At 67.9% G+C, this 13126-nt stretch carries 11 protein-coding genes; 7 read left to right on the forward strand and 4 right to left on the reverse strand.

Going from position 1 to position 13126, the window contains the following annotated elements; translation table 11 throughout:
- Positions 1 to 56 precede the first annotated feature (56 nt).
- Together KOR34_RS22520 and KOR34_RS22525 are read right to left on the reverse strand one after the other, a co-directional pair.
- On the reverse strand, positions 57 to 503 hold the full coding sequence (locus KOR34_RS22520; protein ID WP_146568378.1) for a hypothetical protein: 447 nt from the start codon (positions 501 to 503) through the stop codon (positions 57 to 59).
- Positions 504 to 565: 62 nt separating this feature from the next.
- Entirely contained in the window at positions 566 to 1501 is a 936-nt protein-coding gene (locus KOR34_RS22525; RefSeq protein WP_146568379.1) for a hypothetical protein, read from the reverse strand.
- A gap of 679 nt (positions 1502 to 2180) precedes the next feature.
- Between KOR34_RS22525 and KOR34_RS22530 the strand changes: the two genes are divergently transcribed.
- The 7 genes from KOR34_RS22530 to KOR34_RS22560 all read left to right on the forward strand — a co-directional run bounded on the left by KOR34_RS22530 (position 2181) and on the right by KOR34_RS22560 (position 10807).
- On the forward strand, positions 2181 to 3446 hold the full coding sequence (locus KOR34_RS22530) for an outer membrane protein assembly factor BamB family protein (protein ID WP_146568380.1): 1266 nt from the start codon (positions 2181 to 2183) through the stop codon (positions 3444 to 3446).
- A gap of 22 nt (positions 3447 to 3468) precedes the next feature.
- Positions 3469 to 4761, forward strand: a complete 1293-nt coding sequence (locus tag KOR34_RS22535) for a phenylacetate--CoA ligase family protein (protein ID WP_146568381.1) — start codon at positions 3469 to 3471, stop codon at positions 4759 to 4761.
- Between the two features lie 44 nt (positions 4762 to 4805).
- Positions 4806 to 5585 carry a M90 family metallopeptidase gene (locus KOR34_RS22540; RefSeq protein WP_146568382.1) on the forward strand — a complete coding sequence of 260 codons (780 nt, stop codon included), beginning with the start codon at positions 4806 to 4808 and terminating at the stop codon, positions 5583 to 5585.
- Between the two features lie 165 nt (positions 5586 to 5750).
- Positions 5751 to 7217: an HD-GYP domain-containing protein gene (locus tag KOR34_RS22545; RefSeq protein WP_197531673.1), complete on the forward strand. Its 1467-nt coding sequence runs from the start codon at positions 5751 to 5753 to the stop codon at positions 7215 to 7217.
- 175 nt (positions 7218 to 7392) lie between these two features.
- Positions 7393 to 8352 (forward strand): DUF6666 family protein, encoded by a 960-nt coding sequence (locus tag KOR34_RS22550; RefSeq protein WP_146568384.1) that lies wholly within the window; start codon positions 7393 to 7395, stop codon positions 8350 to 8352.
- A 211-nt stretch (positions 8353 to 8563) separates the two neighbouring features.
- Positions 8564 to 9823: a PQQ-dependent sugar dehydrogenase gene (locus KOR34_RS22555; RefSeq protein WP_146568385.1), complete on the forward strand. Its 1260-nt coding sequence runs from the start codon at positions 8564 to 8566 to the stop codon at positions 9821 to 9823.
- A gap of 3 nt (positions 9824 to 9826) precedes the next feature.
- Positions 9827 to 10807, forward strand: a complete 981-nt coding sequence (locus KOR34_RS22560; protein ID WP_146568386.1) for a DUF1559 domain-containing protein — start codon at positions 9827 to 9829, stop codon at positions 10805 to 10807.
- Between the two features lie 8 nt (positions 10808 to 10815).
- Here the strand turns inward: KOR34_RS22560 and corA are convergent, their stop codons facing one another.
- Entirely contained in the window at positions 10816 to 11874 is a 1059-nt protein-coding gene (gene corA / locus KOR34_RS22565) for a magnesium/cobalt transporter CorA (protein WP_146568387.1), read from the reverse strand.
- Between the two features lie 62 nt (positions 11875 to 11936).
- Positions 11937 to 13109, reverse strand: coding sequence for a transporter substrate-binding domain-containing protein (locus KOR34_RS22570; RefSeq protein ID WP_146568388.1), 1173 nt, complete (start codon positions 13107 to 13109; stop codon positions 11937 to 11939).
- Positions 13110 to 13126 lie beyond the last annotated feature (17 nt).

Below are 13126 nucleotides of genomic sequence, written 5' to 3' on the forward strand. Positions count from 1 at the left end.
ATGGGGCTGCCTTCTCTCGGTTGGGCGACGCGTGCGTGCGCCCTGTCTTGACGGGGTTATGGTTTGGGGATGCGGAACTCGAACGGGCTGTCGCCCGATGAAACCTCGAGCGGCGTCGACGCGGCCGAGCCGTACCCCTTGGGGATCAGCGCCTGACCCGACGCCGGCGCGCCGGGCTGGGCGCCGGTGACCTGGACCAGCACCTTATGTCGGCCGCGCACAACGCCGTCCTGGTAGTCGTAGGTGGTGGGGGCGCCGAACTCGCCGCTGCTGACGTCCACCTCCACCAGCCCGGGCCGCGGGTGCTCCTTGGGGTTCACCGGCGGCTCCTGCGACTCGAACCGCAGCGTGATGCCTTCGGCCGGGATCAGCGAGCCGTCCTCGTAAGCGATGCTGCCCCGCACGGGCGTCACCCGGTAGGGGTGGCCGTCGCCGCAGCCCAGCATGGGGCCGAGCACGCAGCCCAACGCCAGCAGGGCCGCCGCCTGCGATCGATTTATCAAGGCTGTCCGAGTCAGCACTCGCGATCCCTCGGGGCTTCTAGCGGGAGCAGAGCATGCGGGGGTTACTTCCGGAGTCGACGCCCGACCAGGCCTGTGGATAACAGGCCGGCCGCCAGCGCGAGGCCGGCCGGTTCCGGGGCCGCGGCGGCGGCCGACAGCCCGCCGCCAGCGCCGTAGTTGGTGCGCCAGACGTCGTAGTCGCCGGCGTCGATGACGCTATTGCCGTTGCCGTCGGCACGGAGGTCGGACGTGGAGTCCAGCGTATCACGCCACACGGTATAGTCGGCGGCGTCGATGGCGCCATCGCCGTTGTAGTCGCCAGCTACGCCATCCGGCGTGATCACCCGCAGGTTGTCGAGGTAGGTGGTGGTGTCACCCAGGTCGAGGTTCTCTTGGCCGAACGGGATGAGGTACAGGTTGAACCAGTTGCCGGGCTCCGAAAGCTGGGTGACGATGTCGTTGATGGCCCGCATCTCGCCTTCGGACTCGATCTCTTGCGTCAGGTTGACCGAGAACTCATTCAGCCCTTCCGCTTCGGCGGTGAACGAGTATTGGTACTGGGTCCAGGGGAGGATCTGCGGCCCGTCGCCGACGCCGCCGAGGAACACAACGGCGATCTCGCGCCACGCGAAGTCCTGCGGCGTGAAGGCCTCGAAGCGCAGCTCCGTGCCGGCGCCGACGGCCGAGGCGAGGCCGGCCCCGCCGCCACCGGAGAGGAAGATCCAGGGCGAGTTGGGTTCCGCCTGCCAGCCCGACGGGTTGACCACCTTCAGCAGGCCCTCGCCCTCAAACGGCACCGGCTGGGTAAACTCTTCGGCGCCGACAATCGACAGCGTGGTTCCCGCGTCGGTGGTCCAGTCGATGCCGAGATTAGAGGTGGTGGTGGTGTTCCAGTCGGCCAGGATGGTCTCGCCGGCCGGGGCAGTGGCCACGAGGCCGAGGCAGGTGACCCAAACACTGAGGAACGTAAGTTCCCGACGAGCGGTCGCGTGATTCATCGTTGGTGCTCCGAGGAGGCGGTCGTCAGAGAACGCGGCGGGGCGCTGCTGTCCGACGTGAGGGGTTGAGTTGAGTGTGTGTGGCTTGTGGGTGATGGGTTTGCTGAGTTCCGCGGCCGCAAGTCGCCACGCTGCCCCGCGTGGCGGCCTGCGTCGCGGTGGGAGTTACCTTTCAAGCGGGGCCATAAAGATTGGATTCTGGTGATGTAGATCCGAGGGGCGACTAAGAAGGCTTGCACGGCTATGGCGACCCGACCGGGCGCGCAGAGAGGTAGCACGCAGTACGGAGTCGCCAAATCCGCGGAATCGCGGAGTCGAGCACAAGGAAGTAGAACAAGCAGGTATGCGCCAACTTCGTGACGCCCTGTGCGGTTCGGGGTAGCCCTGTTGGTCACACCTGCTTCTTGTAATGAGCCGATCGGGTCAGAATCTGACGCGCATTCGGTGCAAATCCTCAGCAAAACGGCAACTCGGTGGCCGTCGTGCAGACCGGTTCGGAGGGCTAACCGGACAGATTTCCATAGAAACCGGGCCCCCATTTCGGTCCAATTAGGATGCCAGAGGCGCTGATCGTGTCTGCGGATCGGTCCGAAGTCGCCGCCACAAAGCTTGACGGGGCGATCGGGCCGGTCGAAAACGGTTGGGCGGTGCTGGGGACAAGAATTAAAGGAGGAACGTCGTGGCAAGCAAGGTTAGCTGGGTGATGGTGCTGGCGTTCTCGACGCTGTGGGGCGTTGGGGACACATTTGGCGAAGATTGGCCGCGGTTCCGGGGGCCCAACGGCGCGGGCGCGGCGCCCAACGCCAGCATCCCGCTGAACTGGGCGCCAGAGAACACCCTCTGGCGGGTCGACCTGGGAGGGGTGGGCCACGGGTCGCCGGTGGTGCAGGACGATCGGCTGTACGTGGTGGCGGGCGAGCCCGAGTCGGCCGGCATCCGCCTGGAGTGCCGCGACGCGTTCACCGGCCGGCGGCTGTGGCAGTCGGCGCAGCCCGGCGCGCCGACTCACCTCCACGCGATGAACAGCTACGCGTCCGGCACGCCTGCGGTTGGCGGCGGCGTGGTGGCCATGAGCTGGGCCGACGCGAAGTCGTTCTACCTGGCCGCGTTCACCGTCGATGGCGAGGAGCTGTGGCGGAAGGAGTTGGGCGCGTACGACAGCCGGCACGGCTACTGCCGATCGCCGATCATTGAGGATGGCACAGTCTACCTGGCGAGCAACCAGAAGTCCGCCGCGTTTGTCCTGGCCGTCGACGCCCGCACCGGCGAGCAACGCTGGCGCCGCGAGCTCACACCCGGAACGGCCTCTTACGACACGCCGGTGGTGATCCCAACCGCCGCGGGCGGCCAAGCGTTGGTGGTGGGGAGCAGCGAGATCAGCATGGACGCCCTAGACCTCAAGTCGGGCGAGGTGGTCTGGACGGCCGCGGGGGTCTTCCCGCAGCGGTGCGTCGGCTCGCCGATCTACGCCGGCGGGATGGTGCTGGAGGCGAGCGGCAGCGGTGGCGGCGGCAAGCTGATGGTGGGCGTCCGCCCGCCCGGGCAGCCCGGCGGCGATCCCGAGGTGGCGCTGCAAATCACCAAGGCGGCGCCGTATGTGCCCACGCCGCTGGCGGTGGACGGCATGCTGATCATGTGGCACGACCGCGGCACGGTAGGCGCGGTCGACCTGGCAAGCGGCGAGCAGCTCTGGCTTGAGCGGATCGGCGGCAACTTCTTCAGCTCGCCGGTGGACGCTGGCGGAGTGGTTTGGAACGTTTCGATGGACGGCGAGGCGGTGGCGTTGGCGGTCGATCGCAGCGGCTGCCGCGTGCTGGCCAAGAACGCCATCGGAGAAGGAACCGAGGCGACGCCCGCGGTTGTCGGCAACCGGATGTATGTTCGCACACAGAAGTCGCTGATGTGCATCGGCGCTCCCGCGGCGGCCGTCCTACCGTCACGGTAGCGTTCCGGGGTATGCTAAGCGGATGCCGCTTTCTAGCTACGACGACCGCCGCCGGTGGGAACGCCTGGACCGCGCCGCGCTGACGGCGCGGCAGCTTGAGAAACTCAACCCGCTGCTGGCCGAGCTCCGCGCCGCCGGCGGGTTCTACGCGGACAAGCTGGCAGAGGCGCCGGGCGAGGTGGCCACGCTCGACGACCTCCGCCGGCTGCCTTATACGCACAAAGACGAGCTGCTGGCCGGCCCTCGCGGCGACGAGGCCGCCAACCGCACGTACCCGCTCGACCGCTACGTGCGGTTCCACCAGACGTCTGGTTCGCGCGGCCGTCCGCTGGCCGTGCGCGACACGGCCGAAGACTGGCAGTGGTGGATCGAGGGCTGGCAGTACGTGCTGGACGCGGCCGGCGTGACGGCCGCCGACCGCGCGCTCTTGGCGTTCTCGTTCGGGCCGTTCGTCGGGTTCTGGAGCGCGTTCGACGCGCTGGCCGCCCGCGGCGTGCTCACGATCCCCGGGGGCGGCATGGGGAGCCCCGCGCGGCTGGACCTGATCCAGCGGACGGGCGCCAACGTGCTGCTCTGCACGCCAAACTACGCGATGCGATTGGCGGAGGTTGCGGCCGAGCAGCAGACGCGGCTTGCCAGTCTGGGCGTGGAGACGATCATCGTCGCCGGGGAACCCGGCGGCAGCCTCCCCGCGGTCCGCGATCGGATGGAGCAGGCGTGGGGCGCGCGGGTGCTGGACCACACCGGCGCCACCGAGGTCGGCCCGTGGGGCTACGGCGAGCAGGCCGGCCGCGAGCGGGAGGGCAGGGGCGTGTACGTCAACGAGAGCCAGTTCCTGGCGGAGTTCGTTTCTGTCGAAACGGGGGAACCCGCCGCCGAGGGCGAGCTGTCGCACCTTGTCCTGACCACGCTGGGGCGCGCCGGCGCGCCGGTTATCCGCTACCGCACGGGCGACTTGGTGCGGCCGGTCTGGAGCGGCGACGGCGAGAACCGGTTCGTGTTCCTCGACGGCGGCGTCGTGTCGCGGGCCGACGACATGATGGTTATCCGCGGCGTCAACGTGTTCCCCACGGCGATCGATCAGATCGTGCGCGGCTTCCCGGAGGTCGTGGAGTACCGCATGACCGCCCGCCGCGCCGGCGAGATGGACGAGCTGGTCGTGGAGGTGGAGGACCGGCTGCAGGACCCACGCCGCATCGCCCGCGAGCTCAGCCTGCGGCTGGGCCTTACGATCGAGGTCCGTCTAGCGCCGCCGGCGTCGCTGCCGCGGAGCGACGGCAAGGCCAAGCGGTTCGTCGACCTCCGCAACGAGTAAGCCACCGCACACTACCCCGCCTCGACCTGCGGACCGCCCGCCCTATGATCTTTTCTTGGCTGAAGAAACGCTCGCGTCGCCGCATCGCCCAAGAGGGGCTCTCCGACGAGCTGCTGGAGCTCTTGCCGGCGGCGCTGTGGCAGTACGACTCGCTGGAGGACGAGGAGCAGCAGCGGCTCCGCCAGACCGCCGCCGTGGTGTTCCGAGAAAAGAACTGGGAGGGGTGCGGCGGCCTGGCGATGACCGACGAGATCCGGCTCACCATCGCCGCTCAGATCGCCCTGGTGACGCTTGGGTTCAAGGAGGAGTACTTCGACCGCGTTCTGTCGGTGTTGGTCTACCCGGACGCCTACCGCGCGCCGGAGGCCCACTCACCGGGGGGCGGGGTGGTGGTGGAGCACGAGTCGGCGCGTCTCGGCGAGGCCTGGTACCGCGGCCCGGTGGTCCTCTCTTGGAGTGACGTGCAGCGCGCCGGCGAGGGCCGGAACATGGGCCGCAGCCTGGTGGCCCACGAGTTCGCGCACCAGCTTGATATGCTCAACGGCCGCAGCACCGATGGCGTCCCCCCGCTCAACGACTCGTCGGAAGCGGAGCGGTGGGTAGCGAACCTCGAGTCGGCCCTGGCCCGGCTCCGGCACGACTGCCGGCGTCGCAGCCACCCGGTGATGGACTGCTACGGCGCCACCGACCGCAGCGAGTTCTTCGCCGTGGCCAGCGAGGTGTTCTTCCAGATGCCGCAGCGGCTGGTCGAGCGTGAACCAGAGCTGTATGAGTCGATGCGGGCATACTACGGGCAGGACCCCCAGAGGTGGGGGAGCGGTTGAGAGGGGTGTTGCGAAACCTGCGGGCTAGGTACGGAATCGCAAGGAGCAATTGGGTCGATTGAATTGCCAGTAACAGGCTGGCAGGGTGCGGTGAGCTACTTTTCAATACCGCGCGTCGCTCGATTTCGAATGTCGCGGTTTTCCGCCACGCAGCAGCATTGGGCCATGTCTCAGCAGACCACCGACCTCAACACCGACTTCGTGTCGCCGATCGCCGTCGGGTTCTCGCCGACCGCGAAACGCACGGTGAAGATGTCTGGACTCGTGGCGGCGCTGTCGTACTCGCTCGACATCACCGAGGGCCAGCCCCCTGGCCACGCGGCCCGGACCTGCCTGATCGGGATGCGTCTGGCCGAGCTGATCGGCCTCCCCGAAGCGGACCGCTCCGACCTGTTCTATGCGCTGCTCCTGAAGGACCTGGGGTGCAGCAGCAACGCGTCGAAGATGTGCTACCTGTTCGGCGCCGACGACCGGACCGTCAAACGCGACCTCAAGTCGGTCGACTGGCCGAAGATGTCCGAGAGCTTCAAGTTCCTGACCAAGCAGGTCGCGCCCGGCGGATCGCCGGTGCAGCGGGCGCTGAAGATCGCCGCGGTGATGCTGCAGGGTCCCAAGGGCGCGCAGCAGCTTGTTGAGACCCGTTGCGAACGCGGCGCCGACATCGCGCGAAGCATGGGGTTCAGCGAGGGGGTCGCGCTGGCGATCCTGCACCTCGACGAACACTGGGACGGGCAGGGCCACCCGCAGGGGCGGCAGGGGCTCGAGATCTCGCCGCTGGCGCGGATCGCCGGGCTTGCGCAAACTTACGAGGTGTTCTTGTCGCAGCTGGGGCGTGACGCGGCCGACTCGATGGCGGTCGCACGGCGCGGCGGCTGGTTTGAGCCGGCGCTGGTCGACGCGCTCACCGGGCTTGCCGCGGACGACCGTCTGTGGATCGAACTCGCCTCAGCCACTCCGGACGAGGCCGTGGCTGTCTACGAGCCCGCCGACCGGGTGATGATGATCGACGAGGCGGGCATCGACCGCGTGGCCGAGGGGTTTGCACGGGTGGTCGACGCCAAGAGCCCGTGGACGTTTCGGCACTCGGACGAGGTCGCGAAGATCGCTGTTGGCATGGGCGAGCAGTTAGGTTTCACTGCTGTCGAGCTGCGCGCGCTCCGTCGAATGGCGCTGCTGCACGACCTCGGCAAGCTGGGCGTGTCGAACGCTGTGCTGGACAAGCCGGGCAAGCCCACCGACGACGAGTTCAGGCAGCTGCAGCAGCACCCACGATTCACGCACGACATACTAGCCCGCGCGGGGTGCTTCCAGGACCTGGCCCACGTTGCCGCCGCCCACCACGAGAAGCTGGACGGCCGTGGGTACCACCGCGGCATCCCCGCCGGTGAGCTGCCGATTGGCGCCCGCATGCTGTGCGTGGCAGACATGTACGAGGCGATGACCGCGTCACGGCCCTACCGCGACGGCATGCCGCAGGAGAAAGTGCTCGGCATCCTCGATGCGGAGGCGGGTACGCAGGTCTGCGCCGACTCGGTCGCCTCACTCAAGAGCTGGCTCGAAAGCAACCAGTTGGAGAGCCGGGTTGAAGATCAGATGCAGGCGATCGAGCAGTTGATGGTCGAGCTGGCTTAGGCGCCCGCCCGCAAAACTTGCCAGAGGCGCCCCGTCGGCAATTGGTGGTTTCCCGTCATCGCTGACGGGAACGATTCTCGATGAGATAATCGGACCACGTTGTCATGTATTGGGCGTGGCGGCCGAAGGACTGGCCGGAAGTCGATGTGGTTCGAGAGCCCCCGGAGTCGCAAGGATGCGGAACCTGTGGATTGCTATTATTGCCGCCGCCAGCCTGCTGGGCGCCAGAGCGGTGCCGGCGGACGACCTGTCGAGCCGCATTCAGCGTCTGCCTGACACGCAGGTAGCAGTCGACCCGTTGGTTGCTCCGGTCGCGTTCCTCTCGGAACAGTGCTGTGAACCTTCCTGCCGAGACGACTGGTCGCTGTTCGCCGGGCTGGAAGGTTCGAAGCAGCCGCAAGACTTCGGCGTGAACGCCCATTTTGGCGCCCGCGTGGCGGTGAACTACGGTCGGCTGATCTCGAGCAACTCGGGTCTCGGCCTGCAGGTCGGCACGGCGGTGGTGGCCACGGACAACGCGGTGCAGGTTGTGGAACGCGTCGAGGGCTCGAGCAGTCGGTTGCAGTCGTTCACTACGCTTGGCCTGTTCCAGCACACCGACTCTGGCGTGCACTGGACCATTGTCTACGACCTGCTCTGGCAGGACTCCTACGACGACTTCTTCCTTGGCCAGTGGCGTGGCGACCTGGGCTACGACCTCGGGTGCAGCGACCGCGCTGGCGTCATGGCGATGCTCCACGGGCATGGCGACGCCGGTTCGTTCGGAGCGGCGGGCGTCTACCTCAGGCCAATCAATCAGGCGAGCCTCTACTGGCGGCACACCTGGCCCACCGGGGGTTCGGTGCGTGGCTGGTTGGGGTTGGCGGACGGCCACGCCGAGGTCAACGCCGCGTTGGGCGATTGGCCACGTCGTGACACGATGGTGGTGTTCGGGTCGGACTTCCGGGTTCCGCTGACGGACTTTCTCAGCCTGACCGGGCAGGCCAACTTTATCACGCCTGCCGACACCGGCACGGTGGACGCATTTCTTGGATTCGAATACTTCCCGGGCGGACGCTCGGCAGCAGGTCGGGCCGCTCGACCGCTGCTGCCCGTGGCGAGCAACGCAACCTTCTCGGTGGACATGTTCCGCTAGTCGACGGGGGCCGCGTGGCGGCGGGGTTGGGCGGAGCGGCGTCAGTACCTGACGAATTGGCTCCCGTTGCGGGAGAGGGTTCTGTCTTCGGCAGCGTCGCTCGACTAGAGTAGGGTGGTGTCTCAAGTGGGGCCGCATGCCGCGCGTTGTTGCGGTGGCGCCCCGCATACAGCGCGCCTGCCCAGACGACGCCCCTAGGAGCTCTCTACAAATGTCCCGACGTTTCCGTGCGACCGGTCTTGCTGTTGCGTTCCTGCTGTTGTGCCCCGCTTCGCAAGCCTCGGACGCAATCCAGGTGGACGCGTTTGTGCCCGAGCCGATCCACGTCTCCGTGGACACGTTGCCCAAGCCGTTCGCCACCGAGAGCGCCCAGAAACGCCCCGACGTCAAACCGGTTCCCGAGTCTCCACGCCTGCAGGCGCCGGCTGGCTTCAAGGTCAACGAGTTTGCCAAACTGAAGGACGCCCGCTGGCTGGCGCTCACGCCCGATGGGGAAGTGCTTTGCGCCGCCTCGAAGAGCGACAAGATCGTGCTGCTCCGCGACGCCGACTCGGATGGCGTGGCCGAGGAGCAGATCACTGTGATCGACAAGGACCACGGCGCCAGGATGCCATTCGGGATGGCGTTCGCCGACGGCGCGCTGTTTGTTGGCAACACCGACGCGGTCCTGCGGTACGAGTTCAACGCCGACTCGCTTCCGCTGAGCGACCCGCAGAAGATCACCGACCTGCCGGGACGCGGCTACAACGAGCACTGGACCCGCAACGTGGTGGTCTCGCCGGAGGGCGACCGCTTGTTCGTCTCGGTCGGGTCGCGCACCAACGCCGACGTCGAAGAGCCGCCCCGCGCCAGTGTGCTGACCATGAACCTCGACGGCTCCGACCGCAGCCAGTACGCCACCGGACTCCGGAACCCGGTGGGGCTCGACTTCCACCCGCAGACCGGCCGGCTGTTCTCGACCATCAACGAACGCGACGGGCTGGGCGACAACCTGGTGCCGGACTACCTGACCGAGGTGGTCGAGGGCGAGTTCTATGGCTGGCCGTACGCGTACCTGAAGCCGGAGAACCTGGACCCGCGTCGGGTGCAGGACGGCAAGAGCGAGCGGCCGGAGCTCGCCGCCAAGACCCGCACGCCGGACCTGCTCTTCGAGTCGCATTCCGCGGCCCTCGGCCTCGCGTTCTACGACCAGCAGCAGTTTCCCGAGAAGTACCGCAACGGTGCGTTCGTCGCGCACCGCGGCTCCTGGAACCGCGACACCGGGGTTGGGTACAAGATCGTGTTTGTCCCATTCGATCAGAACGGCTCCCCCAAGGGTTACTACGAGGACTTTGTCCGAGGGTTCTTGACCAACCCCGAGGGGCCGGTCGCGTGGGCCCGCCCGGTGGGCGTCGTCGTGACCGCCGACGGCGGGCTACTTTTCACCGACGACGCTAACGGCCGGGTGTACCGCGTCACGTACGAGGAGTAGGGCATGCCCGTGAGACGAGGGGCCGTCCCCCGCGGGTTCACGCTGGTAGAGCTCCTGGTGGTGATCGCCGTGATTGGGGCGCTGGTTGCTCTGCTATTGCCGGCGGTGCAGGCGGCCCGCGGCGCTGCGCGGCGGGCGTCGTGCGCGAACAACCTGAAGCAGGTCGGTTTGGCGATGCAGTCGTTCCACGGTTCGCGGCGGCATTTCCCGGCCGGCCGGGGCGCGCCGCTGCCGGAGATCTTTTCGGCCCACGCCCACCTGCTCGAGTACCTCGAGGACGGCGCCCTGTTCGCCACGATGGACCTCACCCAGGCGCCAACCACGTTTGGCATCGGCGGCGGCGTTGTGTTCAGCGGCGACGCCAACTACCAGGCGGCGACCACGCCGGTCGCGGCGTACGTCTGCCCGAGCGACCCCGCGGCGCCTCGCGTTCCCGGGACTGAGTTCGCCGCGACCAGCTACGCGGGCAACGCCGGCTCGGGCGGCGTTGACTACGGCAGCCTCACCGACGCCGACGGCGTGTTCTACCTCGGCTCGCAGACCCGCATGCGGGACCTGACCGACGGCTCGTCACACACCGCCGCGTTCGCCGAACGCACCCTCGGACCCGGCGCCGCGCCGGCCGATCTGCCGACGCCTGCGGGACCTCAAACCGGCGAGTACATGCTGGAGCTCCCCGGCGGCGCCGACACAACCCCCGACGCCTGCTCGGCGGGCGGGGGCGAGTGGAACGGCGAACGCGGCGCCAAGTGGGTCTTGGGCAACTACGGCAACACGCTCTACAACCACGCGCTGGCGCCCAACTCGCCGGACTGGGACTGCATGAACGCCCGCCAGCAGAAGGGCCGCCTGGCCGCCCGCAGCCAGCACCCCGGCGGGGTCATGACGCTGCTGTGTGACGGGTCGGCACGGTTCACCACGGACGCGGTAGAACCTGAGGTGTGGCGTTCCCTTGCAACCCGGGCCGGCGGCGAGCTGCCGTAGCCCGCGGGTTAGCCGTCGCCCCCCAGCCAGCCCTTCCGCCAGAAATAGCCCAGCATGGCGCCCGCGGTCGCGAACATCGCGCACCACACCGCGGGGTACGCCCAGCGGACGTGCAGCTCGGGCATGTACTCGAAGTTCATCCCATAGATTCCGGCCAGGAACGTTAGCGGTATGAAGATACTGGCCATGATGGTCAGCACCTTCATCACCTCGTTCGTGCGGTTGGCGACCGCCGACATGTAGGTGTTCATCAGGCCGGTGGTCATCTCGCGGTACATCTCGGCCACCTCGGCGGTCTGCACGCAGTGGCTGTACGTGTCGCGGAGGAAGACCCGCAGCTCGTCGGTGATCAGCTCGCTGTCGTCCCGCATCAGCGTGTTGATCGCCTCGCGCTGGGCCCACAGCCAGCGGCGGAGCATCACCAGCCGGTTCTTCATGTCGTTCAGGCGGCGCAGCAGGTCCGGCGTGGGCTGCGTGATCACGACCTCGTCGAGGTCGTCGATCTCCTCGCCGATCGCCTCGAGCACCGGGTAGTAGCCGTCGATGATGGTGTCGGCGATGGCGTACGCCAGGTACGGGGCGCGCTGGTGGCGGATCAGTCCTTTGCCGCCCCGCAGCCGCTTCCGGACCGGGTCGAGGATGTCGCCGTGCTTCTCTTGGAACGTGAGCACGTAGTGCTCGGTCAGCACAATGCTCACCTGCTCCGAGTTGGGTTCGCCGTCGTCGTCCAGGCTCACCATCCGCACGACCAGCAGCATCTGGTCGTCGTAGTCCTCGGCCTTGGGACGCTGCGGCACGTTCACCAGGTCCTCAAGCAGCAGGGGGTGCAGGTGGAACATGTCGCCCAGCTGGTGCATCAGCGAGCGGTCGCCAAAGCCCTGCACGTCCACCCACGCGACGGTCGACGTGTCGAACGCCCGCTCCAGCTCGGCCACGTCCTCCACGGGGGTGTCGTGCAGCTGCTGGTGATCGTACGTGATCATGTGGATCTTCGGCTCGGGCGCCTGCCTGGGGATCGACAGGGTGCCGGGCCGGGCGCCAATCCTGGGGCGACGCTTACGAAACATGCGGGGTCCTTGGCGAGCGTTGCCGCCGGTCAGGGGTCGTGGCTTGCGGGCGTCCGGCCGGGTCATGGCGTTGGCGGCTCGCCGAGGTAGCCGTTCAGCACCTCCCGCCAGCCCGGCTGGCTCGTGGTGCGGAGCAGCGACTGGTTGATGCGTTCCCGCAGCGGGCTGCCGTCCGGGATGGGGAACGCGTACTCCTGGGGCTCGAAGGTCACCGGCAGCACGTGCAGGCCGGGGGCGTCCGCCTGGTTGATCTGGTAGCGGAGTATGGGTTCATCATACACCACCGCGGCAACCCGCTCCTGCCGCAACGCGCCCAGCGCGTCGGCGGCGCCGCTAAACAATTCGGGCACGATGCCGCGGTTGCGGAGGTAGGATTCCGCGGTCGACCCCTCGACGGTCGCCACCCGCACGCTGGGCAAGTCGCCGGGTCCGGAGATCCCGGTCTTGAGCTGGGTCACGGTGAGCACCGACGTCACCGAGGCGGTGAAGCTGGCGATGATGAACAAACCGGCGAACATCCACACCAGCCCGATCAGCCGGCCCGGCAGCGTCTTGGGCGCCTTGTCGCCGTAGCCGACGGTCGTCAGCGTGACGGCCGCCCACCACAGACCCGACCCGATGCCCCGTGCGGGGCCGCCGCCGAACTGTTCGGGGTTGCCGCGGCGTTCAAAGAAGTACACCGCCACAGCGCTGATCAGCAGCGCGGCGAGCAACGCCGCGACAACCTTCATGAACGTCGGCGAGATCACCGCCGACGCGATGCCCAGCCAGCCCTGGTCGCGCTGGTTGGCGCCCACGGCGATGCCCAAACCCGAGCTGTAGAAGGGGTGGGTGAAGTCCATCCGCAGCTCTCGCTCGTAGTTCAGCGTGATCGCGCCGGCCCCCATGTCGACTTTGCCCCGCTCGACCGCGTCGAGCAGTTCGTCCAGGCCCATCTCGCGGTAGTCGATCGTGACCTCCCTGCCCGCCGCGCGGATCTCGGCCTGCACCTCGCGCAGCAGGTCGACGCAGATGCCGGTCCACTCCCCCTGAGCGTTCTTCATCGAGAAGGGCGGGGCGTCGCGCACCGCCACGGCCACCGTCCGAGCCTCCGCGTTAGACTCCGCTTCTGTTTGATCCTGTGCGACGGCTGGCGTTGAGGTGGAGGCCAGCAAAGTCAGCAGCGCGGCAATGGCCCGCCCAGCATGCATCTGAGTTGCTACGGGCGATTTCGACGTGGGGGTTTCGATAGGCATCAGGCTCCTTTCGGGAT

The sequence above is a fragment of the Posidoniimonas corsicana genome (assembly GCF_007859765.1).
GTDB lineage: Bacteria > Planctomycetota > Planctomycetia > Pirellulales > Lacipirellulaceae > Posidoniimonas > Posidoniimonas corsicana.

Bases quoted from the DNA above. Each gene is read 5' to 3' on its own strand.
- KOR34_RS22535 (WP_146568381.1), top strand. From the start codon at position 3,469: ATGCCGCTTTCTAGCTACGACGACCGCCGCCGGTGGGAACGCCTGGAC.
- corA (WP_146568387.1), bottom strand. From the start codon at position 11,874: ATGTTTCGTAAGCGTCGCCCCAGGATTGGCGCCCGGCCCGGCACCCTG.
- KOR34_RS22560 (WP_146568386.1), top strand. From the start codon at position 9,827: ATGCCCGTGAGACGAGGGGCCGTCCCCCGCGGGTTCACGCTGGTAGAG.
- KOR34_RS22570 (WP_146568388.1), bottom strand. From the start codon at position 13,109: ATGCCTATCGAAACCCCCACGTCGAAATCGCCCGTAGCAACTCAGATG.
- KOR34_RS22545 (WP_197531673.1), top strand. From the start codon at position 5,751: ATGTCTCAGCAGACCACCGACCTCAACACCGACTTCGTGTCGCCGATC.
- KOR34_RS22525 (WP_146568379.1), bottom strand. From the start codon at position 1,501: ATGAATCACGCGACCGCTCGTCGGGAACTTACGTTCCTCAGTGTTTGG.
- KOR34_RS22550 (WP_146568384.1), top strand. From the start codon at position 7,393: ATGCGGAACCTGTGGATTGCTATTATTGCCGCCGCCAGCCTGCTGGGC.
- KOR34_RS22555 (WP_146568385.1), top strand. From the start codon at position 8,564: ATGTCCCGACGTTTCCGTGCGACCGGTCTTGCTGTTGCGTTCCTGCTG.
- KOR34_RS22540 (WP_146568382.1), top strand. From the start codon at position 4,806: ATGATCTTTTCTTGGCTGAAGAAACGCTCGCGTCGCCGCATCGCCCAA.